Below are 23,897 nucleotides of genomic sequence, written 5' to 3' on the forward strand. Positions count from 1 at the left end.
TGCCGTACAACGTCACGCTGCTCTGAGCGTGCGCGCCGAGGGCGACCAACCCAAGGGCCGAGGTTGCTATTGCCTTTTTCATTTCTGCTCCTCTGTAAAAAACGTATTCTTTATGTCTGGCAGTGCCTTACCGGCGCCGACTCTTGATCAAGCGTTAAAACACCGGGTGGCCGTTGATCAGGCTAGGCAACCACGTCGAAAACATCGGTACGTACGTCACAATGTTGATCGCGCTGAAAATAGCCAGGTAGTAAGGCCACGCCACCTTGGTCGTTTCACCGATCGACACATTGCCGATCGCACAGCCGATGAACTGCACCGAGCCGATCGGCGGATGCACGAGACCCAACGCACAGTTCAGCAGGATCATGATCCCGAACTGCACCGGACCAACGCCGGCATGCATCGCCATCGGCAGGAACAAGGGCGTGGTGATCAGGATGTGCGCCGCCATGTCGACGAACGTGCCGAGGAAGATCTGGATGACGTTGATATACAGCAGCATCAACCACGCGTGACTCGTTGCGCCGTCGAGCATGTGTTCGATTGCGTCGGGGATCTCCAGATAGGCCATCTGGTAGCGCAGCATGTTCGACACGCCGATCAGCAGCAGCACCACGCCGGTGGTTTTAGCCGCTTTAGACAGCGCATGAAAGAGCTTCTGCCTCGTCATCGAGCGATACACGACGATGGTCAGCACCAGTGAGTAAGCCACCGCAATCGCGGCCGCTTCTGTCGCGGTGGCAATGCCTCTTGCCACGCAGAACAGAATGATCGCGATCACCATCAAGCCAGGCAAAGCGCCGAGAAACGTGCGGGCCACCGCGAACCAGCCGGGAAAGCGCTGCAATTCGGTCGAACCGTCGGGGCGGCGCGGATAGCCGAACTTGACCGCCTGCCAGTACGCGGCGATCAGCACGAAACCCATCACCCACAGCACCGGCAACAGACCGGAAAACAGCAGGTCGCCGATCGACACGCCGCTCATCTGGTGACCGTTCAACGTGCCGGTGATGCCTTGAGCCGCGAACGCATAGATGATCATGTTCGTCGACGTGGGCATCAACGCACCCGCCAGCGACGAATGGGTCGTCACATTGACCGCATAGGCCGCGCTGTAGCCTTCGCGCTTCATCAGCGGGATAACCACGCCGCCCATCGCGGACGTGTCCGCCGTAGGCGAGCCGGATACGCCGCCGAACAACGTGCATGCGACTACGTTGGCCATGCCGAGCCCACCGCGGAAATGACCCACCGTGGCCTGCGCGAAACGCAGGATGCGGTCGGCGATACCGCCGTGCAGCATCAACTCGCCGGAGAAAATAAAGAACGGGACCGCGAGGAACGAAAACGCGTTCATTCCCGAAATCATCGACTGCATGGCGGTTGCCGCCGGCAAGCCTTCATACAGATAAGTCAGGACGCACGAGAGTCCCAGCGCAAACGAAACAGGAACCCCGAATACGAGGAACACGAGGAAACTAACTGAGAGGATGGCAAGTTCCATGATTCTTCTTATTTGTGTTTCTGTGCGAAAAGCCCGAGCAGGTTCTCAAGCGAGAACAGAGCGATACAGGCGCTGGCGATAACCGGGATCAGATAACGAAGCGCTTCCGGAAGACCCAGAATCGGAATCCTGTCGTCCATCGTGGTCTCCGCCATCTCCCAGCAGCCGAAGAAAATCGCCACGGCCAATACGATCAGGCAAAGATGCTGGAACGCATGGGCGATCGTCTGGCCTTTCGGCGGCAATTTCTTGACTAGCGAGTCAAGCCCGATATGACCGCCTTCGCGAACCTTGAGCGCGGCGCCAAACATGGCGATCACAATCACCAGCAGGAGGGCAATGGGTTCGACGAAATCCGGTGCATCGCTGAAGACATAGCGCATCACAACGCTATAGATCACCAGCGCGCACAGCGCGGCGAGACTCGCCGACGCCACCACCACCAGCGCGCGGAAGAGAACATCATTCGGGCGTTTCATGAAACTCATTGACCCCATCCTTGCCTGCATCGGACCTAGTTTTAATCTTCAGGAATCCTTTGATCTGTCGCCAGATCAGGAAACCGTACAGCACGAAAGACCTCCAGCACCTGCTGCAAGGTCTTTCGCCACAGTGCTACTTGCGGATTTATTTGACTGCCTGGATTTCGTCGACGAGCTGCTTCATTTGCGGGGTCTTTTCATACTTCGCCCAGACCGGCTGCATGGCCTTCACGAAAGCCGGACGGTCGATCTGCGACGCGGTGACGATCGTCGCGCCGCCCTTGGTGACCGTTTTTGCCGCGTCGGCTTCGCGCGCGGTCCACAGCTTCTCGTAGTAAGGCACCGAGTCAGCCGCCGCCTTCTTGATGATGGTCTGCTCTTGCGGCGTCAGCGTGTCCCACACCTTTTTGGAGAACACCAGGACTTCCGGCGTCATTGAGTGCTGGGTTTCGGAATAGACCTGTGCGACTTCGAAGTGCTTGGTTTCTTCATACGACGGCAGGTTGTTTTCCGCGCCGTCCACCAGACCCGTCTTGAGGCCGGTATAGACTTCGGCGAACGGCATCGGCGTCGGCGTGCCGCCCATCGCCTTGATTTCGTCGACCATCAGATCCGAAGGCTGCACACGCACCTTGAGACCCTTCATGTCGGCGGGTGAATGGATGGCCTTCTTCGCGTACATCGAACGCGCGCCGCTCTCATAGAACGTCAGCGCGATCATGCCCTTCGCCGAGAAAGCGTCGAGAATCTTCTGGCCTTCCGGGCCGTACATGACTTTGCGGAAATGGTCGATGTCGCGAAACAGGAACGGCAGCGACGGGATCATCGATTCGGGCACGATCTCGTTGAACGCGGCGCCGTTCGCGCGCGCCATGTCCAGTGCGCCGATACGGACCTGATCGATCGTGTCGTTTTCGGAACCCAGCGCGCTATTGCCGAAGACCTTCACGGAATCCTTGCCACCGGTTGCCTTGTTGATTTCTTCGCCCATGTACTTCACGGCCATATTGGTCGGATAGGTGTCGCCATGCACGTCCGACACGCGGAACACGCGAGCGTGTGCCGACACGGTGCTGAACGCCAGCACGGAGGCCGCGACAATCATCGAGACACGGGAAGAGGCGAACTTCTTGTTCATCGTGACATTCCTTGAAAAATAGATCATCCAATCGATTGCGGAGGGCCGCTTGTGGATGTTGCGACATGGTTTTAATGCGTCTCCCGGCTTCAAAAAATGCCGCGCCTTTTTTCTCTGCCGTGCGATCACCACCTTTTCCGGTGGCGAGAGTTTTAACGTGTGAGCCTGCGCGATATCCCCGGCACAGATCATCAGCACTCCTCTCGGACAACTCGACTTCTTTGCTTCGACTGCATCAGCGTGAACCTCGCGCACTAATCACCTGCGCGAAGAGCGCCGCCCTCTTTGTCCAGCGGCCAAAGCTGTCCCGAAATGAATTTGTTTGGCCTCACATGTTGTACGACGACATACGAAGTCTATAAAACGTAATCTAAGTTGTACAGCCGGTATTTACCCGCACGAAAGCGAGTTGAACGTAAGAGTTTCCGGATTGAAATCAGGCTAAAAGCCATGGTAGACAAGGATTCGAGCCGATCCCATATCTCGTGGCTTAGTATTTCTCGTAGAGGGGGAGATGACTCGAAAGTGGCATTTACGCCACTATGTTGTACGACAAGTGATGAATAAAAGATGACGACTGTTGGGCGCCGGCCTACTAATACCCGGCGCCGCGGCTCATACCAGTCGTTTTTTAGAGTTCGCCCGCGTAATCAGGCTCGGGCAGCCCCGTCACGCCAGGGCGAACGGCGAAGAGATGGCCGTCGTGTTCGCTCGCGCCAGTGGCGGGGCGAATCGACGTCACAAACAGCGTATCCAGATTGCTGCCGCCAAATGCACACATCGACGGCTTCACGGCCGGCAAGGCAATCTGCCGATCGAGCTTGCCTTGCGGGGTAAAACGGAGCAACAGACCTGCGTCGTTCGCGCAGATCCAGTAGCAGCCCTCCGCGTCCACCGCGGCACCGTCGGGACGCCCGGAGTAATCATGCAGGTCGGCGAATACCCGGCGATTGCGCGGCTCGCCCGCCTCGATATCGTAGTCGAATGCCCAGATCTGGCGGCGCAGCGGATGCGAGTCAGACAGATACATCGTGGTCCCATCGGGCGACCACGCCAGACCGTTTTGCGTAATCAACGCGTCGACAACCGGCTCCGACAACACCCCACGTTCATCGAAGCGATAGAGCGCGCCCGCGGGATTGGCCGCGGCCATGTCCTGCACCATCGTGCCGGACCAGAAGCGACCTTGCCGATCGCAACGGCCGTCGTTGAAACGCATATCGGCGAACGGGAAAACCGGCGCAGCAAGTTTCCTTGTAGTCACGGCGAGCGATTCGGCGTTCGACGCGCCCTCAGTCAGCGCAACCGCGAAGAGTCCTGTCTCGCAGCCCGCCAGCACCGTGCCGTGGCGATCGAAGGCCAGACACGCCACCTTCTCCGGCAATTGCCACTCGGTGCGCTCTGCGGAATCGGGCCGCAGCCGCACGATTTTTTGCGCCGGAATATCCACCCAGTAGAGCACCTGCTCCGCCGCACGCCACACCGGACTCTCGCCGACCGATGCGGGCGCCTGCCCCGCCGCCTCCACACGCTCCACCCGCGGGTTCGCCACGGAACTCATCGCTTGGGCTCCATCGGACCGGCCAGCACGAATGGGCCGCCCTGGAAACGCTGCGTCGGATCGTCGAGCTCGGCAGTGGGCGCCGCGACCGGGAACAAGTGCTCGAATTCGATCGAACTGTCCTGCGGACGAAAGCCGAGGAATGCCGCCTTGGTGTTATCGACCCACTTGGTCCGGTTATCGGAGACGCCATAAACGATGGCGTGGCCGACCCGGTTGGTGAACAGCGAGCAGCGCACCAGTTCGATAAGGTCGCGAAAGCTCAGATAGGTGACGAGCATGCGCGGATTTTTCGGCTGCTCGAACGACGAGCCGATCCGCAGGCACACCGTTTCGAGACCAAAGCGGTCGAAGTAATAGCGCGACAGCGATTCGCCGAAACACTTCGTCACGCCATACAGGCTGTCGGGACGCAGCGGCGCGTCGATATCGAGCACCGACGTGGTGGGATGAAAGCCCACGGCATGATTCGAGCTCGCGTAGACGATGCGCTTCACGCCCTGCTTCTGCGCGGCCGAATAGAGGTTGTACAGGCCGCGGATATTCGCTTCGAGCAGATCTTCAAACGGCGCCTCGACAGAAATGCCGCCAAGATGAACGACCGCATCCACGCCGTCGAGCAGCGCGTGAACGGCGGCTTCATCCGCGAGGTCGGCGATCGAGGCTTCTTCATGCGCCGCCACGTCGCCCAACGGCGCGATATCGGTGACGCGCACGACATCGGCCCACGCGGCGAGCGCGCCGCGCACCTGCTGGCCGAGGTTGCCGGCAGCGCCGGTGAGCAGAAGACGGCGGAAGGGTTTTTGCGCCGCCTGGCGCTCGAGGGTCGAGTCAGTCATATCTCAGTCTTTGTCTTGATTGCCAGCAGTACGATGAGGTCTATCGAATCTACCGGATCGATCAGGTCACCGGCGCCGGATTGAACAGCGTCAATGCGTTGTGGAGTTTGAGTTTCTCCGCGCACGTCTCTTTGCGTCCGCTTGCGACGTCGAGCATCAGGCGGAACAGCTCCCAACCCACGTCCTCAATCGACGCCGCGCCGGTTGCGATGGTACCGGCATTGATGTCCATCAGATCGTGCCAGCGGCGCGCCAGATCGGAGCGCGTCGCGACCTTGATGACGGGCACTTCCGCGAGGCTGTACGGCGTGCCACGGCCGGTCGTGAACACATGCAGGTTGATGCCCGCCGCGACCTGCAGCGTGCCGCAGATAAAATCGCTGGCCGGCGTGGCGGCGTAAATCAGGCCCTTCTGCCGGACCTTTTCACCCGGCGACAACACGCCTGAGATAGCCGAGTTGCCGGACTTGATGATCGAACCCATCGCCTTTTCAACGATGTTCGACAAGCCGCCTTTCTTGTTGCCCGGCGTGGTATTCGCACTCCGGTCAGCACCGCCGCGCTTCAGATAATCGTCGTACCACTGCATCTCACGGATGATCGCGGCAGCCACGTCCGCATTGGCCGCGCGCGCCGTCAGTTGATCGACGCCGTCGCGCACTTCGGTCACTTCGGAGAACATCACCGTCGCCCCGGCGCGCACCAGCAGATCGGTGGCGAAGCCCACGGCGGGATTCGCGGTCAGCCCGGAAAATGCATCGCTGCCGCCGCATTGCACGCCAACCACCAGATCGGAGGCCGGGCACGTCTCGCGACGGCGATTGTTCAGCCGCTTCAGATGACCGTCGGCCATTCTCATGATCGACTCGATCATCGACTGGAAGCCGACATGGGCGTCGTCCTGAAGCACCACCACGCCGCCGTTCAGATCGGCTTCAACGTCGCCGATGTCGGCCACTTCGGCGACATTCGCGGCAGCGGCAATCGGAATGGTGCCCGGCGGCATCAGGCGCTCAGGCTGCAGCTTCTCGCAACCGAGGCTGACCATCATCACTTCGCCGCCAAAATTCGGATTCAGGCTGATGTTGCGCACGGTGCGGATCGGCACCATCGCGTCCGGCGCGTCGATCGCGACGCCGCAACCGTAGGTGTGCCCAAGGCTCACGACATCGTCGACATTGGGATAGTGCGGCAGCAGCTCGGCCTTGATGCGCGCGACCGCATGCTGAACCACGTCGGCCACGCATTGCACCGTGGTGGTGATCGCCAGAATGTTGCGCGAACCGACCGAGCCGTCGGCATTGCGGTAGCCCTCGAACGTGAAGCCTTCCAGCGGCGGCATGTCCGGCGCCTTGATGGTCGCGATCGGCAGATCTTCCAGTCCGGGCGGACTCGGCATGCGGATCACGTGTTCGTTGATCCAGCTGCCCTTCGGCAAAGCCTTGAGCGCGTAACCGATCACCACGTTGTAGCGGACGACCTCGTCCCCCTCCGCGAGATCGGCCAGCGCGACTTTGTGCCCTTGCGGAACACGCTCGCGCAGCGCGAGGCCATCGGGAAATGCGGCGCCCTCGCCCAGACCGCCGTCGTTGACGACGATCGCGACATTGTCATTGGGGTGAACGCGAATGTAGAGCGGGGTTTGTTCCATTACGTCGATCCTTGTGGCGATTTCACGCCTGCAGCGCCCATTGTGGCATTGACTGCGGCGCCGATTGGGGCGCCAGTTGGGGCACCCACAATTCATACGTCATCCTACAACATGGGAGATTGTCCGGACGTTCCGTATTTACCCTATGCCGCGCATTATGCCGTGAAAACCCCGTTGAGTTAGTCGATTCGTTGTTGTACGATGACGTATAAGAAATCTCCATTTCCAAGTACAGCCCCTTACGGCCCCTATTTGACACGCCCTGGATACTCATCATGACGACACCGCAAGAACTGAAGCAGATCGTTTCCGAAGGCCTTCTGTCCTTCCCCGTTACCGACTTCGACGAACAAGGCGATTTCCGCGCCGATACCTATGCCGAGCGCCTCGAATGGCTCGCGCCGTACGGCGCTTCGGCGCTGTTCGTCGCCGGCGGCACGGGCGAATTCTTCTCGCTCACGCATAACGACTACTCGAACGTCGTGCGCACGGCAACCGAGGTCTGCAAAGGCAAGGTGCCGATTCTCGCCGGCGCGGGCGGCCCGACCCGTGTTGCGATCGCGTACGCCCAGGAAGCCGAACGCCACGGCGCAAACGGCATTCTGCTGATGCCGCACTACCTGACCGAAGCCTGCCAGGAAGGCATTGCGGCGCACGCGGAAGAAGTCTGCAAGTCGGTGCCGAACATGGGCGTGATCATCTACAACCGCGCGAACTCCAAGCTTAACGCCGACATGCTCGAAGGGCTGGCCGAGCGCTGCCCCAACCTGATCGGCTTCAAGGACGGCGTGGGCGAGATCGAGAACATGGTGTCGATCCGCCGCCGCCTCGGAGAGCGCTTCTCGTACCTCGGCGGCCTGCCGACCGCCGAAGTCTATGCGGCGGCTTACAAGGCGCTGGGCGTGCCGGTGTACTCGTCGGCCGTCTTCAACTTCATCCCGAAGACCGCGATGGATTTCTACCGCGCGATTGCGGCGGACGACCACGCAACCGTCGGCAAGCTGATCGACGAATTCTTCCTGCCGTATCTGGCGATCCGTAACCGCCGCCAGGGCTATGCGGTCAGTATCGTGAAGGCCGGCGCGAAGCTGGTTGGCCACAGCGCGGGTCCGGTACGCGCACCGCTGACCGATCTGACCGAAGAAGAAATGGCGCAACTCGACGTCCTGATCAAGAAGCTCGGCGCGCAGTAAATCACGAAATTGCGCACGAAATCGCGCATGAAGTCGCGCATGAAGTCGCGCACGCGGCAATGCACGCGGTAGCGCAGTAAGGCGCCCAGCCGTGCGAGCCCGGGGCGCGCGCACGGCACCGCGAAGAGCGCCCGGGACGGCAACGTCGCCGGGCGCTTTTTCACTGAAAAGAATTCAGGAGATGACGATGGAAATGAGCCGCACCGCGAGCCCCGCCCACGTCGCAAAGCGCACCAAAGTCCGCTACGCGATTCTGTTGCTGATCTTTCTGATCACGACATTCAATTACGCGGATCGCGCCACGCTCTCGGTCACCGGATCCGCGATGCGCGCCGACTTCGGCCTCGATGCGATCAAGATGGGCTACATCTTCTCCGCGTTCAGCTGGGCCTATGTGCTGTCGCAATTGCCGGCGGGCTGGCTGCTCGACCGTTTCGGCGCGCGGCGCGTCTACGCGGCGAGCATTTTCCTGTGGTCGCTGTTTACGCTACTGCAAAGCTCGATCGGTTTGCTGGGCAGCGCGGCAGCCGCCGTCACCGCGCTGTTCGTGCTGCGCTTCGCGATGGGCGCAGCCGAATCGCCGGCGTTTCCGGCCAATGCCAAGGTCGTGGCGAGCTGGTTTCCTACCAACGAACGCGGTACCGCCTCCGCCATTTTCAATTCAGCGCAATACTTCGCAGCGGTCATTTTCACGCCGCTGATGGCATGGCTGACCCATGCGTTCGGCTGGCACGCGGTCTACCTCGTGATGGGCGTGGCCGGCCTGCTGCTTGCCCTCACGTGGCTGAAGGTGATGAAGAACCCCGCCGACCACCCACGCGTCTCGCGCGCGGAGCTCGACTACATCGAACAGGGCGGCGGCGTAGTGAACGGGCACACGAAAGCAGCCCGGGCTGAGGACATTGCCGGCGCCGGCGGCTGGTCGCTGGTGCGTCAACTGCTGAGCAACCGCATGCTGCTCGGCGTCTATCTCGCGCAGTACTGCATCAACGTGCTGACCTACTTCTTCCTGACGTGGTTTCCGATCTACCTCGTGCAGGCGCGCGGCATGACGATTCTGCAGGCGGGTCTGGTGGCGTCGCTGCCCGCGATCTGCGGATTCTCCGGCGGCGTGCTCGGCGGCATCCTGTCCGACGGGCTGATCCGGCGCGGGCATTCGCTCACCATCGCGCGCAAGGTGCCGATTGTCGGCGGCATGCTGCTGTCGGTGTGCATCATCGGCTGCAACTACGTGTCGACCGACTGGATCGTCGTCGCGCTCATGTCGCTCGCGTTTTTCGGCAAGGGCATCGGAGCGCTCGGCTGGGCCGTCGTGGCGGATACGTCGCCGAAGGAAGCGCTCGGTCTGTCAGGCGCCATCTTCAATATGTTCGGCAACGTTGCCGGCATCGTGACGCCCATCGTGATCGGCTACCTCGTCGCGAAGACCGGGTCGTTCAACGGCGCGCTGGTTTTCGTCGGCCTGAATGCCTTGCTGACGGTGTTCAGTTACCTTGTGATCGTCAAGGACATCAAACGGGTCGAACTGCGTCACGGCTAAGCGCCGGGCCGTTATCGTACTTCCGACGGCGCTGGCAGAATAGTGCGGCCCGGTCGCGCGACGCCTGAACCCGGGCATCGACGCCGAGTCTGGCGTCGATGCCGAAAATGATCCGGCGTTTATATAATCAGTCGTCAGACGACGGTATAATGAATCGCAGGAAGTACCTGCAACTATCTGATTCGAGGGGCGTTTTCGATGGCTACACCACTGGCATCCGCGGCACCGCCACGACGCGCGCGCAATCTTGCCGAGTTTGTCGTCAGCTACGTCACTGAGCAAATCGCGTCTAACGCCTTGAAGCCCGGCGACAAGCTGCCGACCGAGTCGCAACTGATGGTCACGCTGAGCGTGAGCCGCACCGTGATCCGCGAAGCGATTTCACGCTTGCAGGCGGGCAAGGTCATTGAGACGCGTCACGGCATCGGCAGCTTCGTGCTGGAGCCGCAGCGCGAAAAGCTGGGCATCGACATGGTGCCCGCCACTACCTTGCGCGACGTGCTGTCGATCCTGGAACTGCGCATCAGCCTCGAAACGGAATGCGCCGGTCTCGCCGCCCAGCGGGCCAAGCCGGACGACCTCGCGCGCATGCGCGCCGCGCTCGACGCGATCGAGGCCACCCGCCACAACGGGCTGGATAGCGTCGATGCCGACCTGCAGTTCCACATCTCCGTGGCACGCGCCACGGGCAACCGGTATTTCGTCGACATCCTCACGCAAATGGGCAGCGCGCTGATCCCGCGCAACCGGCTCGATTCGGCGGGGATTGCGCGGGCCGAGCCCGACGCGTATCTGTCGCTCGTCAATCTGGAACACGAAAGCATTCTTGAGGCGATAACGCGCCACGACGCCGAAGGCGCGCGTGCGGCAATGCGGATGCATTTGTCCAATAGCCGCGAGCGGCTGCGGCGCGCCAACGAAAGCGCGGAAGCGAATAGCTGAGACTTTGCGCTGGGTAAGCGCTGATTCGTTACGCTGAACGCAAGAAAATGGCCGGGGGCAATTCAATGCCCCCGGCCATTTTTTATCTTGCGCGGCGGCGCCCCGATCAGGCGCCGCTCATACTCCACTTAGCTGCGCGTGATCTCGCCATCGCGACGGCGCCACAAATCCAGCGGATTACCGTCAGCCAGCGACGCCGGCAGCAGATCGGCCGGGAAATCCTGATAGCACACCGGGCGCAGGAAGCGCTCGATCGAAGTCGTCCCCACTGACGTCGCCCGGCTATCGGAAGTGGCTGGGAACGGCCCACCGTGCACCATCGCGTGCGAGACTTCGACGCCGGTCGGGAAACCATTGACCAGGATCCGTCCGGCCTTGCGCTCGAGAATCGGCGCCAGCTTCTTCGCCGCAGTCAGATCGGCGCCATCCATTTGCACTGTGGCGGTCAACTGACCGGCAAAGTGCTCGGCCACCGCGAGCAGTTCCTGCTCGTCCTTGCAGCGCACGATAGTCGACGCCGGTCCGAAAACTTCGTCCTCCAGCGCCGGCGTGGACAGGAACGTCAGCGCATCGGTCACGAACAACGCCGCGCGCGCTTGCGTGGGACCCGTCGCGTCGACGCCTTGCGCAACCGTTTCGACACCACGAGTTGCCGCCAGTTTGCTCTCGCCTTCTTCATAGGCCGTGTGAATGCCGGCCGTGAGCATGGTCTGCGCCGGCTTGCCGCTCAACGCCTCGGTCGCCGTCGCAATGAAGCCCTTGAGCGCATCGCTGTCGACGGCGATCGCGAGTCCCGGGTTGGTACAGAACTGCCCCGCGCCGAGCACCAGCGAATCGACAAAGCCGCGCGCGATGGTCTCGCCGCGTTGCGCCAGCGCATTCGACAGGAGGAACACCGGGTTGATGCTGCTCATTTCCGCGTAGACCGGAATCGGCTCGGCCCGGGCGGCCGCGACACGCATCAGCGAGGTGCCGCCCGCGCGCGAACCGGTAAAGCCCACCGCCTTGATCGCCGGATGCGCGACCAGGGCTTCACCGACGGAATTGCCGGCGCCGACGATCATCGAGAACACGCCCTCAGGCAAGTCCATGTCCCGCGCGACCTGCTGAATGACGCGACCGACCATCTCCGAGGTGCCCAGATGAGCGCGATGCGCCTTCACCACCACCGGGCAGCCCGCCGCGAGCGCCGCAGCGGTATCGCCGCCCGCCACCGAAAACGCGAGCGGGAAGTTGCTGGCGCCGAACACCGCGACCGGGCCCAGCGGAATCTTTTGCATCCGCAAATCGGAGCGCGGCAAAGGCTTGCGTTCGGGCAACGGCGAATCGAGCGTGGCGGCCAGCCATTGGCCGGCGCGCACGACTTGCGCGAACAGCTTGAGCTGGCCCGTCGTGCGGCCACGCTCGCCTTCGAGACGCGCTTTCGGCAAACCCGACTCTTCGTGCGCGCGCTGGATCAGCACGTCGCCGAGCGCCGTAATGCCGTCCGCGATACGCTCGAGAAACTCGGCGCGCACTGTGAGCGGCAGATGCCGGTACGGGTCGAACGCCTGCTGCGCGAGTTCGCACGCGAGCTCGACATTCGCGACCGAGCCGCTACCGAACACGGGCTCGGCGATCTCGGCCCCCAGGGCCGGATTGAACGCGCGCAAGGGTTTTTCCTCGCCGCGCACGGTTTTGCGACCAATCAGCATTTCGCCGGTAATAGACATTTCGCTTTCCTTGGATGAACGCTCTAGATATATGTCATCCTATAACATAGAGTCGCCTACGCGCAACCCGAAACCCTTGTCGGACGAAGAATTCGGGTTTACGTGGCAGTTACAAGCAGACGACCCGGTGCTAATCTTCATCAAGACGTACGACAACTTATAACACTCAGTTCAACAACAGTCGGAGCTTGCCCGCTTAACTTGCCCGCTTAACTGCAGTTCAAGGAGACATGCCCATGACAGCCGCCACGCCTTATCAGCCCTTACCCAATAGCTTTCGCCGCGCAGTCCGCGGCGGCGACACCCTGATCGGCTGCTGGGCCTCCCTCGCCAGCCCGATTGTGACGGAATTGCTTGGCGTCGTCGGCTTCGACTGGATGCTGCTCGATGCGGAACACGCGCCGAACGACGTTCTGACGCTTATCCCGCAGTTGATGGCGCTCAAAGACAGCCCGAGCGCGCCAGTGGTGCGGCCACCCGCTAACGACAGCGTGTTCATCAAGCGGCTGCTGGATAGCGGCTTCTCCAATTTCCTGGTGCCGTTCGTCGATAGCGCCGAAGATGCCGCACGCGCCGTCGCCGCGACCCGCTACCCGCCGCAAGGCATCCGCGGCGTCTCGGTGAGTCACCGGGGCAATCGCTACGGAACGGTCGCCAACTACTTCGACATCGCCAACGACAACGTCTGCGTGATCGTGCAGATCGAGAGCCGCAAGGCCATTGAAAATATCGACGAGATTCTCGCCGTGGAAGGTGTCGATGCGGTTTTCGTCGGACCGTCCGATCTCGCGGTCGCCTACGGCCACATCGGCAATCCGGGCCATCCCGACGTGCAACAGGCGATCGCGCGCGTCTTCGAACGCGCAGAGGCTGCCGGCAAGCCGAGCGGCATTCTCGCCCCCGTGCAGGCCGACGCGGAGCGCTATCTCTCGATGGGCTGCCGCGTCGTCGCGGTCTGCGCGGATATGGGCTTGCTAAAAACCGCCGCACAGACGGTTCAACACCACTTCATGCAGAAACAGGCGGACCGGAAGTAGCCACGGCCGCGATGACATCCACGGAGCATTCCATGCAAAAAGCAGGCTTTATCGGACTCGGCATCATGGGTAAGCCCATGGCTGCCAACCTTCTCAAGAACGGCGTCGCTCTCGCGGCATTCACGCGCAGCGGCGTGCCTGGAGAACTCACCCAGGCCGGCGCGGTCGCCTGTGACAGCCCGGCCGCCGTGGCCGCGCATGCCGACGTGATTTTTGTCATGGTGCCGGACACGCCGGACGTCGAACGCGTGCTGTTTGGCGAACAGGGACTCGCGGACGCCTTGCGCCCCGGACAAATCGTGGTCGACATGAGCTCGATTTCGCCGATGGCCACGCGCGACTTCGCGGCCCGCGTGCGCGAGCGCGGCGCGGACTATCTCGATGCGCCGGTTTCCGGTGGCGAGGTCGGCGCCAAGGCCGGCTCGCTCACCATCATGGTCGGCGGCGAAACAGCGACCTTCGAGCGCGTCAAGCCGCTCTTCGACATGATGGGCAAGAATGTCACGCTGATCGGCGGCGTCGGCGCGGGCCAGGTGTGCAAGGTGGCCAATCAGGTGATCGTTGCCGCGACGATCGAGGCCGTCGGCGAGGCGCTGCTGCTCGCCTCCAAAGCGGGCGTCGATCCGGCGCGCGTGCGCGAAGCGTTGATGGGCGGCTTTGCATCCTCGCGCATTCTCGAAGTGCACGGTGAACGGATGACAAAGCGCACTTTCGACCCGGGCTTCCGCATCGAGCTGCACCAGAAGGATCTGAATCTCGCGCTTTCGACCGCTCAGGCGCTCGGCGTCTCCTTGCCGAATACGGCCACCTGCCAGGCGCTTTTCAACGCCTGCGTGGCGCATGGCGGCAAGGCATGGGATCACTCGGCCATGGTGCGCGCACTCGAAGTACTCGCCAATCACGAAATCGGCCAGCAAACCGCTTAAGCGCGCAGAGCCGGTCTCTCGCGCCGCCCCGCTCTCTATGTAAATAGAAAAGTGGGAGCGGCGCTTCCTCTTATTCACAGCCTGGCAAGCGAGTCTCACCAGCAACGGTTTCACCTGATCGTCCAGTTTTATTACAAATATTAAGGATGACTTACAGATAGAGAGACTGCGTTTCAATCCATCGCTTATTCAGGCGGCGGGTTGAAGAAACGCATCCCACCGAGCACCGGAAAATTCTGACGATCATTCACAACGCCCACAAAGGTAAAGGAGACATCCGTGGCAACCCACGACAAAAACAACGGCAAGCAGGCAGCATCGAGAGCGCCCGATCGAAACGAACCCAATTCACCTAAACGCAGAGCGTTCATGCTGCTCGCAGGAACCTCCGCCGGGGCCACCCTGTTAGGGACTTTGCCCGGATGCGGCGGTAGCAGCGGCTCGTTAGGCTCCACGACAGCGGGATCGACTACACCGACGCCCACCGCCGCCGCGGACCCGATCTGGGGGCCCACCGGCCAGGCAACGGCGATCATCAACAAGCTTGCCAGCATCACCACGTCGACTTTCCCATCTGTTGATTTTCAGGTGACGGGCTACGGCGCGCGGACATTGCCGGCATCCGCCTTGATTCAGGCGAGCGCGTGGCCGGGTGGCACGATTTCATGGGTCACGGGATCGCAGGCCGCGACTTCGCCGCAAAGCCCCGGCTCCAACGTGATGGTGCCGTGGGATATGACGGACACGACTTATGATTCGTGCTCCGCGTTCAATGCTGCGATTCAGGCCGCGCACGCGGCGGGCGGCGGCCGCGTGGTGGTGCCGGGCGGCAACTGGTATTGCGGCGGCCCGATCGTACTCCTGAGCAACGTGAATTTTCATTTGAGCTCCGGCTGCACGATCTATTTCAGTCCCAACCCGGTCGACTACGCGAAGAACGGCTCATACGCGACGGCGAACGGCAATCTGTACTGGACGCGCTGGCAAGCGAACGACTGCCTGAACTTCGGCTCGCCGATCTATGCGTACCAGCAGACCAACATCGCGCTGACCGCCGACGACAACACCTGCGTGTTGAACGGCCAGGCGATGACGCCGATGCAGTTGAGCACGAAGCCGCCGACCTCGTGCTGGTGGACATGGAAGGGGTCGAGTAACGAGTACGGCTACGTGAAACCGGCTTCGGGCGGTGCGCCGGTTTCGCAAGCCGACGCGAATGCGGGCACCACCGCCTACCCGGCCAACGCCGCCACCTACCCGGCCAGCGTCGCCTTGACGAGTCTGCCAGCAGCCCAGGTCACCAATCCGCAGGCCAACGTGTCGTTCACGAATCAGGATGGCACGACCACGACGCTGATGAACCTGCTTACGGTTTCGGGCTGGAATCAGGACCAGAACTATCTGCCCGCGCTGTCGGAGCTCGGCGTGCCGGTCGTGGATCGCACTTTCGGTCTCGGTCACTTTCTGCGTCCGTGCATGGTCGAGTTCATCGGCTGCACCAACGTGCTGCTGCAGAATTACCACACGCAGAACACGCCGTTCTGGCAGCATCACCCGACCGATTGCACGAACGTGGTGATCGACGGCGTGTTCGCGGACAGCATCGGCCCGAACAACGACGGCTTCGATCCGGATGCGTGCAATTACGTGCTGGTCCAGAACGTTCAGTTCAATACCGGCGACGATTGCATCGCGATCAAGTCCGGCAAGTGCCTCGACACGGAATACGGCCCCATGCAGAACATCGTGGTTCAGAACTGCACGATGCAAAGCGGCCACGGCGGGCTCACGATCGGCAGCGAAATGAGCGCGGGCGTGCAAAACGTCTACGCGCGCAATCTGACGATGCAGAACGAGAATTGGGCGACCAACCCGCTGAACATCGCGTTGCGCTTCAAGACCAACATGAACCGCGGCGGGTTCATCAATAACGTGTGGATCAACGGCGTGACGCTGCCCAACGGTGTGAACCTGGCGGGTAAATACGGCGGCGGCGCGCTGGGTTCGAGCGTTCCGGGTTCGGTCCCCGGCACGGGCACGGTCGGTCTCATGGCCAATCCGTCCACGGGCCAGGGCGGGTTGATCACGTTTGATTGCGACTACAGCCCCTCGGGCGATGCGGTGCGCTGGAACCCGGCGACGATCAACAACGTCAACATCACGAACGTGAACGCGACCAACACGTCGGGTACGGTGAGCTACGCGATGCCTGCGGGTTTCTCCGCAACGTCGGCTTCATGCTTCCAGGCAATCGTCGCACAGGGCCCGGTGGCCGCGGACTACAACGGCCCACTGCCGGTACCGACGGTGCAACCGATTACGGGTGTGACGATCTCGAACTGCAATCTGGGGACGCCGATTTGCACGGGCCCGGCAACCACCACCACGCCGGGGCCGGTGTTCGTGAACAATGTGAAAGCCATCACGCTCAGCAACGTGGTGATCGGTGGGATCACGTATAACAGCTCGCTGGTTGGCTGACGAACAGGCGAGAGTCTCAAAACAAATGGCGACGCCCTGGGGCGCCGCCATTTTTCATTGGTCCGCCGCGCGCTTCGCGAGCCGGCCCTAACCGCCATTCACACCATTGCTCACTTACCTGCCACATTCGCCGCCACCCAGCGCGGCTCGGGGGTCTTGTCGCCACTTCGGGCCAGCAGACACACCACGGCAGCCGCGATGATGTCGAACACGGCCAGCACCACAAACAACGGGCTGTAGCCGATCTGCGTGACCAGCACGCCGAACAGCGCCGTGAACGCAGCCGCGCCCAGGTAGCCTGCCATGCCACCCATCCCGGTGGCAGTGGCGACTTCGTTCTTGCCGAACATGTCGGAGGTGATCGCGTACAGCGCTCCAGACAGCGTCTGGTGGGCAAAGCCGCCCACACACAGCAGCGCGACGGCCGCATAAGGACTCGCCACCAGCCCGACGCAGGCCGGTCCGATCATGCAGAGCGCGCCCACCACGAAAACCAGCTTGCGCGACGTGAACAGCGAGACCTTCGCGTATCGATGAAACAGCGGGCTGAGGTAGCCGCCGAGCACGCAACCGATATCGGCCGCGAGGAAAGGCATCCACGCGTACAGCGCGACCTCCTTCAGGTTCATGTGCCGCTCGGTCATCATGTAGAGCGGAATCCACGCATTGAAGGTCTGCCAGGCCGGCTCGGAAAGAATCCGGGGAATACCGATCGCCCAGAAGTCACGGCTGCGCAGCATGGCAACCCAACTGCGTTTAACCGCACCGAATTCGCTGTGCTTTGCCTCCTGTCCGCTGAGAATGTATTCGCGCTCGGCGTCGCCCAGCAGCTTCTGCTTCTGCGGGTGCTTGTACAGCAGCATCCACAGCACGCTCCAGACAATCCCCGCCACGCCGACGATCAGAAACGCCCATTGCCACTGACCGTGCAACAACGCCCAGACGACCAGCGGCGGCGCCAGCAGCGCGCCCACGGACGAGCCGATATTGAACCAGCCGATCGCGACGGAACGCTCCTTGGCCGGAAACCACTCGCTCGTCGCCTTGACGCCGGCCGGGATGCCCGCCGCTTCAGCGATACCGAGCACACCGCGGAAGAACGCCAGGCTGCGCCAGCCCGTCGACCATGCCGCGGCGGCACACGCCAGCGACCAGGCGAGCGCGAACGCCGCAAAGCCGAGCTTGGTGCCCACCGTGTCGAGCACATAGCCCGCGACCGGCTGCATGAACGCATAGCAAAGTTGCCACGCCACCACCACGTGCGAATACTGCGCGGTGGTGATATTGAGGTCCTTCATCAGCGTCGGCGCCGCGACCGACAAGGTATTGCGCGCAAGGTAGTTGATGATGAGGCCGGCCGCGACCAGGCTGACCATCCACCAGCGGATGCCCTTGATTTTCATGACTGCGTCTCCTCGTATTCCTTAACCTGTCAGGACGACAGGTCCGCGTCGGCATCGCGCGAGTAATCGATGCCGACGAAGCTGCCGCCCTGGTAACGCTGACCCAACGCATCGAGCGGGTTCGGCTGCGCCAGGATTTCCTCGGCGTAGACCTCGGCGTCCTGCGTCGGCCGATAACCCAAACGCCTCGCGCCGCTGTTGTCCCACCAGCTACGCTTGTTGGCCGACACACCCCACACGGTGATGAATCCGACGTCGTCTGCCTCGACACAGCGGTCGAGGAAATGCAGCAGGTCGCGATGACCGAACCAGGTGCTCAGGTGCCGCCGCTCGGTCGGCCGCTCAAGGCAACTGCCGATGCGCACGCAAATGCTCTCGATACCGTGCTTGTCCCAATACATCCGCGCGAGTGCTTCGCCCCACACCTTGCTCAGACCATAGAAACCGTCCGGGCGCAGCTCGCAGTCGAGACCGAGATGTTCGGTGACCGGATACATGCCGATCGCGTGGTTCGAACTGGCAAACACCACGCGCCGAACGCCTTGCCGGCGCGCGCCTTCGTACACTTCGACCAGCGCGCGCAGGTTGTTGTCGATGATTTCCGGCAGCGGACGCTCCACGCTCGTGCCGGCGAAGTGAATCAGCACGTCGACGCCGGCCAGCAACCGATCGACGACGGCGGGGTCGCGCAGGTCGCCGTGCATCACGTCCTCGCCGTCCACCAGAGGAACCAGAGCCTTGGAGCCCGCCGCCGAACGCAAGGCGACGCCACGTGCGATCAACGCCGCGCGGACTACGGAGCCGAGCTGGCCGCCAGCCCCACTCAGGGCAATTTTCTTCATAGGGTTCCTTTACAGCGCTGCGCGCGATTGAGCCGGAGGACGGCAAGCCGTGAAGCCGAGGCGGCAAGGACCGAGAAGCGGCCCTTAGTTGTACGATAACGTACTATCAGCGATGAGAAGGCAGATTTCAACCAGGCATTTACCCGTACTCCGGCTGGTTGTCAGTCAAATTCTCCTTTATAAACAGTCCTGTTCGACAATTTTATTTATGTGACGTCGTATAACAAAACACCTGAATCAGACGTCGGCGATGCGCTATCCAGCTACCCGCTTCGAATGCCTAATGCGCAGATGGGTACCTCACTGCCCCGCGCGTAGAACGGGGCCAGATCCGGAAGCGGCCAACGCAGGCAAATCGCCTCACGCCAGCCGCACCCGCTACGTCAGCGCGTCAGGAGCCGATAAATTCCAGCAGATCGGCATTCACCTTGTCGGCCTCCACCGTGCACATGCCGTGCTGCCCACCCGGGTAGACCTTGAGCGTAGCGTTCCTGACGATCTTCGCGGTCTTGCGGCCTGCCGCGTCGATCGGCACGATCTGGTCGTCGTCCCCATGCAGCACCAGAGTCGGCACATCGATCTTTTTCAGATCTTCCGTGTAGTCGACTTCGGAGAACTGCTTGATGCAGTCGTACAGCCCCTTGATCGAACCGACCATGCCTTGCGCCCAGAACGAATCGATCACGCCCTGCGACACCTTCGCGTTCGGACGGTTATAGCCATAAAACGGCAGCGCCAGATCCTTGAAAAACTGCGAACGATCGTCGACCACACCCTTGCGGATGCCGTCGAACACGTCGATCGGCGTGCCTTCGGGATTGCCTTCCGTCTTGAGCATCAGCGGCGGCACAGCGCCGATCAGCACGGCCTTCGCCACGCGTTTCGTGCCGTGCCGGCCGATGTAGTGCGCGACCTCGCCACCACCGGTCGAATGCCCGACCATCGTGGCGTCCTGCAGGTCGAGATGCTCGATCAGCGCCGCGAGATCGTCGGCGTAGGTATCCATGTCGTTGCCGTCCCACGTTTGCGCAGAGCGGCCATGACCGCGCCGGTCGTGTGCAATCACGCGAAAGCCTTTGCTGCCGAGGAACAGCATCTGCGCGTCCCAGGCGTCCGCGGACAACGGCCAGCCATGCGAAAAGACAACCGGGCGGCCTTTGCCCCAGTCCTTATAGAAAATTTCCGTACCGTCTTTCGTGGTGATCGTGCTCATCTGCTGACTCCTTCGGGGATGAAGTCTGCCGTCTCCGGCAGGTGGATGAAGCGTGCCTCTCAGATCATTCGCGGAGCACGGGCCGTGCCGCCCGACGAAACCGCTAGCCCCGCTAGCCGTGCTAACCGCGAACGCAGGACAAACTCGAAGCGTGTGGGGTGACCGGGTGGAGCGTGGAAGAAAAACGACCGTCAATACGTGGCGGGATGCTTACTCAAGCATGACATGGCCTGCAACACACCTTGATGACGGACTCACGAAGAACGCGACCGGTTCACGTGTGGTATTCGAAACGACGGGCAGGAATACCGCAGCAAATCGCGACGCGGCGCTCATCCATTTCAAGCACGCGGCGGCACTGATGAACCGCCCGCTAGCAACTTGCATGGTAGAAACAAACTAGCCTGATGGCTAGCTAACAGGCTAATAGAAAGTCGGCGCGAACGGAGGTATTGTCGGTTGATGACGAATGGACCTTGGTCCCGAACCTTGATCCGTTACCCCCATTCAGGCAACCCATGTCAAAGGAGACATCCACCGTGCCGCGCCCGCCATCGCGCCCAGCACGACTCGAACCAGCCGAACCGCTAGTTGCGCCAACGCCGTCGTAACCGCTCATCGCGGTCCTGCTTCCGCCTTCTTTCCGCCGTTCGATCCTCTGCCGGGCAATGCCTCAGCCTTTTGCCGCATGACACCAACAATCGGCAACGTCGCATGCTTGTGCGTTAATAACATATTTGTTATCATCGATTCCAATGGCATTTACGATCGGCTTCTACAACGAAAAGGTCAAAGTGAACGTTGCCTCCCTACCGAAAACGCTGCTCGCGCGCTTTATCGCGCTGGCCGATCGCATGGAGGAATACGGCCCGAATCTCGGCGAGCCACACACCGCATCCATGGGTGGCGGCTTGTTCGAGATGCGCCTGAAAGACGCGGAGGGCATCGCCAGAGTGTTCTACTGCTCGATCGTGGAACGGCAAATCGTCATGCTTCACAGCTTCGTGAAGAAGTCACAACAAACGCCACGTAACGAACTGGACGTGGCGCGCAAAAGACTGCTGGAGATCAGAAATGGCAACTTATAAGGCAATGCGCGAGCGGGCGCTCGCCGATCCCGAAGTACGCGCCGAATACGAACGGCTGAACCGTGAAGAATTCGCCCTGCTCGATCAGATGCTCGCCGCGCGGCGTGAAGCCGGCTTGACACAAGCGCAAGTCGCCGAGCGCATGGGCACGAAAGCGCCGGCCATCACCCGGCTGGAACGGGCGCTTGCTTCAGGGCAGCACTCGCCTTCTGTCGACACGTTGCGCCGCTACGCGGCCGCGTGCGGCAAGCAATTGTTCATTTCGATCGCCTAGCCTGCGCCTTTATTCCGGCGGTTCCTGCTGCTCCTGCGCCTCGATCGCCTGCTTCACGCGCATCAAGTCAAGCGCATGCGCCTTCTGATCTTTCTGTATGCGCTCGGTCGGCCCCACTACGGAAAGACCATACAGGTCCCCGCCAATCGTCACGGCCACCGCGATCGCCGACAGCTCCGGCGCGCTCTCGCCGAGATTGGCGCACCAGCCCTGAACCTTTGCAGACGCCGCTTGCGCGACGAGCGCGGGCAGATCGGCAACAGTCGCAGCAGTGAAGCGTTCGAACGACAGTTGCGCGCCGAGTGATTGCTGTGCGGTGGTATCGAGTTCACCGAAAATCGCCTTGCCGATCGAGTTCGCGTGCAACGGCCGCAACTCACCGGGCGCACGCGTGTAACGAATCGCCTTGGTCGACTCGACCACATCGAGATACACCACAGCGGTGCCGTGAATCTTGCCGAGCACCGCCGTCTCGCCACTCGCGTCGCGCAATTCGACGAGGCGCGGATGGATCATCTCGACGATCGGGTCGACCGCATTGATCGCGTTTGCGAGCAGTTGCAAGCGACGCGTCGGATAGTAGCCGCCGCGTTTTCTAACCTCGACCAGGTAGCCGCGGCTCACCAGCGTGCGGGCGAGCGCGAGACAGCTCGACACCGGCACGTTCAGCAAACGCGCGAGTTCGGTGAGCGGCAGCGGCCGTTGTTCGGCGGCGAACAATTCGAACAGGTCTAACGTGCGGGCTACGAGTTTGACATCCATGGCGGCGAGGTGAAACGCTCAGTACGACTTCGGCAGGCCCAGTACTTTCTCCGCGATGAAACACATGATCATCTGCGGGCTCACGGGCGCGAGCCTCGGAATCATACACTCCCGCAGATAGCGTTCGACATGATATTCCTTGGCGTAGCCCATCCCGCCGAGGGTGGCGATCGCCGTCTGGCATGACTGGAATGCGGCTTCCGCGGCGAGGTACTTGGCCGCGTTGGCTTCGGCACCGCAGGGCTGACCGGCGTCGTAGAGCGAGGCGGCTTTGAACACCATCAGATTGGCCGCCTCGAGCTGCATCCAGGCTTGGGCGAGCGGATGCTGAATGGCCTGGTTCTGGCCAATCGGCCGGCCAAATACCACACGCTCCTTCGCGTACTGCGTCGCTCGCCTCAACGCCGCCTGACCGAGACCGATGGCTTCGGCGGCAATCAGGATGCGCTCGGGGTTCAAGCCATGCAGCAGATAGCGAAAACCCGCGCCCTCGTCGCCGATGCGGTCCTCGACCGGCACGCGCAGGTTGTCGATGAACAGCATGTTCGAATCAACCGCCTTGCGGCCCATCTTTTCGATTTCCCGCACTTCCACGCGCTCGCGGTCGAGGTCGGTATAGAACAGCGTGAGACCGTCGGTCGGTTTGGCGGCCTGGTCGAGCGGCGTGGTCCGCGCGATGATCAGCATCTTGTTCGCGACCTGAGCCGTCGAGATCCAGATCTTGCGGCCAGTCAGCACGTAGTGGTCGCCTTCGCGCACGGCCTGGGTTTTCAGGTGCGTGGTATCGAGGCCGGCGTCCGGTTCGGTTACCGCGAAGCAGGCCTTGTCGCGGCCCTCGATCAGCGGCGGCAAAAAACGCTGCTTCTGTTCGTCGCTGCCGAACACCTGCACCGGGTTGAGCCCGAAGATGTTCATATGTACCGCCGAGGCGCCCGACAAGCCCGCGCCAGTGCCGCTGATCGTGCGCATCATCAGCGCGGCTTCGGTCATGCCGAGACCCGAGCCGCCAAATTCCGGCGACATCGCAATGCCGAGCCAGCCCGCATCGGCCAACGTGCGATGAAAGTCATGCGGAAAACCACCATCGCGATCGCGGGCGAGCCAGTACTCGTCGTCGTATTTTTCGCAGATCTTTTCGATCGCGGCCTGGATCGATTGCTGGTCTTCGGTAAGATCGAAATTCATGTCTACGTCCTGAGTCGTTGCTGCTGGGTCTTTAATGCTGGGTCTTTAATGCTGGGGCGTTAATGCTGGGTCATTGCTGCCGGGTCATTGCTGTTCATTACCTGCGTCTCTCCACCCCCAC

21 protein-coding genes are annotated in these 23,897 nt (G+C 61.8%); 8 read left to right on the forward strand and 13 right to left on the reverse strand.

All coding sequences use genetic code 11. The features are described 5' to 3' along the window. Window positions 1-154: 154 nt before the first annotated feature. From PQR67_RS31385 to garD, 6 genes are all read right to left on the reverse strand, one after another. Window positions 155-1,507 carry a TRAP transporter large permease gene (locus PQR67_RS31385; RefSeq protein WP_408466695.1) on the reverse strand — a complete coding sequence of 451 codons (1,353 nt, stop codon included), beginning with the start codon at window positions 1,505-1,507 and terminating at the stop codon, window positions 155-157. An 8-nt stretch (window positions 1,508-1,515) separates the two neighbouring features. After that, window positions 1,516-1,995, reverse strand: a complete 480-nt coding sequence (locus PQR67_RS31390; protein WP_408466696.1) for a TRAP transporter small permease — start codon at window positions 1,993-1,995, stop codon at window positions 1,516-1,518. A 139-nt stretch (window positions 1,996-2,134) separates the two neighbouring features. Then, window positions 2,135-3,127 carry a TRAP transporter substrate-binding protein gene (locus tag PQR67_RS31395; RefSeq protein ID WP_408466697.1) on the reverse strand — a complete coding sequence of 331 codons (993 nt, stop codon included), beginning with the start codon at window positions 3,125-3,127 and terminating at the stop codon, window positions 2,135-2,137. A 631-nt stretch (window positions 3,128-3,758) separates the two neighbouring features. After that, window positions 3,759-4,688: an SMP-30/gluconolactonase/LRE family protein gene (locus PQR67_RS31400; protein WP_408466698.1), complete on the reverse strand. Its 930-nt coding sequence runs from the start codon at window positions 4,686-4,688 to the stop codon at window positions 3,759-3,761. Beyond that, on the reverse strand, window positions 4,685-5,527 hold the full coding sequence (locus tag PQR67_RS31405; RefSeq protein WP_408466699.1) for an NAD-dependent epimerase/dehydratase family protein: 843 nt from the start codon (window positions 5,525-5,527) through the stop codon (window positions 4,685-4,687). Before PQR67_RS31405 ends, PQR67_RS31400 begins: the two co-directional genes overlap by 4 nt. A gap of 61 nt (window positions 5,528-5,588) precedes the next feature. Further along, window positions 5,589-7,178, reverse strand: coding sequence for a galactarate dehydratase (garD, locus tag PQR67_RS31410; RefSeq protein WP_408466700.1), 1,590 nt, complete (start codon window positions 7,176-7,178; stop codon window positions 5,589-5,591). Window positions 7,179-7,453: 275 nt separating this feature from the next. Here garD and kdgD point away from each other — a divergent pair, with 275 nt between their 5' ends. The 3 genes from kdgD (at window position 7,454) to PQR67_RS31425 (ending at window position 10,853) form a co-directional block, all read left to right on the forward strand. Beyond that, entirely contained in the window at window positions 7,454-8,371 is a 918-nt protein-coding gene (gene kdgD, locus PQR67_RS31415; RefSeq protein WP_063498797.1) for a 5-dehydro-4-deoxyglucarate dehydratase, read from the forward strand. Window positions 8,372-8,558: 187 nt separating this feature from the next. Then, window positions 8,559-9,911, forward strand: coding sequence for an MFS transporter (locus PQR67_RS31420; protein WP_408466701.1), 1,353 nt, complete (start codon window positions 8,559-8,561; stop codon window positions 9,909-9,911). A 198-nt stretch (window positions 9,912-10,109) separates the two neighbouring features. Further along, window positions 10,110-10,853, forward strand: coding sequence for a FadR/GntR family transcriptional regulator (locus PQR67_RS31425; RefSeq protein WP_408466702.1), 744 nt, complete (start codon window positions 10,110-10,112; stop codon window positions 10,851-10,853). Window positions 10,854-10,981: 128 nt separating this feature from the next. On the opposite strand, the gene PQR67_RS31430 is transcribed toward PQR67_RS31425, so the two are convergent. Then, complete coding sequence (locus tag PQR67_RS31430; RefSeq protein WP_408466703.1) at window positions 10,982-12,565, reverse strand: aldehyde dehydrogenase (NADP(+)); 1,584 nt, start codon at window positions 12,563-12,565, stop codon at window positions 10,982-10,984. Window positions 12,566-12,801: 236 nt separating this feature from the next. On the opposite strand from PQR67_RS31430, the gene garL reads away from it, so the two are divergent. Further along, window positions 12,802-13,602, forward strand: coding sequence for a 2-dehydro-3-deoxyglucarate aldolase (gene garL, locus PQR67_RS31435; protein ID WP_408466704.1), 801 nt, complete (start codon window positions 12,802-12,804; stop codon window positions 13,600-13,602). Window positions 13,603-13,613: 11 nt separating this feature from the next. Further along, complete coding sequence (locus PQR67_RS31440) at window positions 13,614-14,528, forward strand: 2-hydroxy-3-oxopropionate reductase (RefSeq protein ID WP_408466705.1); 915 nt, start codon at window positions 13,614-13,616, stop codon at window positions 14,526-14,528. A gap of 185 nt (window positions 14,529-14,713) precedes the next feature. On the opposite strand, the gene PQR67_RS31445 is transcribed toward PQR67_RS31440, so the two are convergent. Further along, window positions 14,714-14,899 carry a hypothetical protein gene (locus PQR67_RS31445; protein WP_408466706.1) on the reverse strand — a complete coding sequence of 62 codons (186 nt, stop codon included), beginning with the start codon at window positions 14,897-14,899 and terminating at the stop codon, window positions 14,714-14,716. Here PQR67_RS31445 and PQR67_RS31450 point away from each other — a divergent pair. Then, window positions 14,898-17,009 (forward strand): glycoside hydrolase family 28 protein, encoded by a 2,112-nt coding sequence (locus tag PQR67_RS31450; protein WP_408466707.1) that lies wholly within the window; start codon window positions 14,898-14,900, stop codon window positions 17,007-17,009. The genes PQR67_RS31445 and PQR67_RS31450 overlap by 2 nt on opposite strands. A gap of 110 nt (window positions 17,010-17,119) precedes the next feature. On the opposite strand, the gene PQR67_RS31455 is transcribed toward PQR67_RS31450, so the two are convergent. The 3 genes from PQR67_RS31455 to PQR67_RS31465 form a co-directional block, all read right to left on the reverse strand. Next, window positions 17,120-18,412: an MFS transporter gene (locus PQR67_RS31455; RefSeq protein WP_408466708.1), complete on the reverse strand. Its 1,293-nt coding sequence runs from the start codon at window positions 18,410-18,412 to the stop codon at window positions 17,120-17,122. A 29-nt stretch (window positions 18,413-18,441) separates the two neighbouring features. Further along, a complete protein-coding gene (locus PQR67_RS31460) occupies window positions 18,442-19,254 on the reverse strand; it encodes an NAD-dependent epimerase/dehydratase family protein (RefSeq protein WP_408466709.1) in 813 nt (270 codons plus the stop codon). Between the two features lie 391 nt (window positions 19,255-19,645). Further along, complete coding sequence (locus PQR67_RS31465; RefSeq protein ID WP_408466710.1) at window positions 19,646-20,467, reverse strand: alpha/beta fold hydrolase; 822 nt, start codon at window positions 20,465-20,467, stop codon at window positions 19,646-19,648. A gap of 755 nt (window positions 20,468-21,222) precedes the next feature. Between PQR67_RS31465 and PQR67_RS31470 the strand changes: the two genes are divergently transcribed. Continuing rightward, entirely contained in the window at window positions 21,223-21,555 is a 333-nt protein-coding gene (locus tag PQR67_RS31470; RefSeq protein ID WP_408466711.1) for a type II toxin-antitoxin system RelE/ParE family toxin, read from the forward strand. After that, a complete protein-coding gene (locus PQR67_RS31475) occupies window positions 21,542-21,829 on the forward strand; it encodes a helix-turn-helix domain-containing protein (RefSeq protein ID WP_054040241.1) in 288 nt (95 codons plus the stop codon). Before PQR67_RS31470 ends, PQR67_RS31475 begins: the two co-directional genes overlap by 14 nt. A 9-nt stretch (window positions 21,830-21,838) precedes the next feature. On the opposite strand, the gene PQR67_RS31480 is transcribed toward PQR67_RS31475, so the two are convergent. Together PQR67_RS31480 and PQR67_RS31485 are read right to left on the reverse strand one after the other, a co-directional pair. Next, window positions 21,839-22,591: an IclR family transcriptional regulator gene (locus tag PQR67_RS31480; RefSeq protein ID WP_408466712.1), complete on the reverse strand. Its 753-nt coding sequence runs from the start codon at window positions 22,589-22,591 to the stop codon at window positions 21,839-21,841. Window positions 22,592-22,609: 18 nt separating this feature from the next. Continuing rightward, a complete protein-coding gene (locus tag PQR67_RS31485; RefSeq protein ID WP_408466713.1) occupies window positions 22,610-23,776 on the reverse strand; it encodes an acyl-CoA dehydrogenase family protein in 1,167 nt (388 codons plus the stop codon). Window positions 23,777-23,897: the final 121 nt, after the last annotated feature.

It is taken from the genome of Paraburkholderia fungorum, from assembly GCF_046026025.1.
GTDB lineage: Bacteria > Pseudomonadota > Gammaproteobacteria > Burkholderiales > Burkholderiaceae > Paraburkholderia > Paraburkholderia fungorum_E.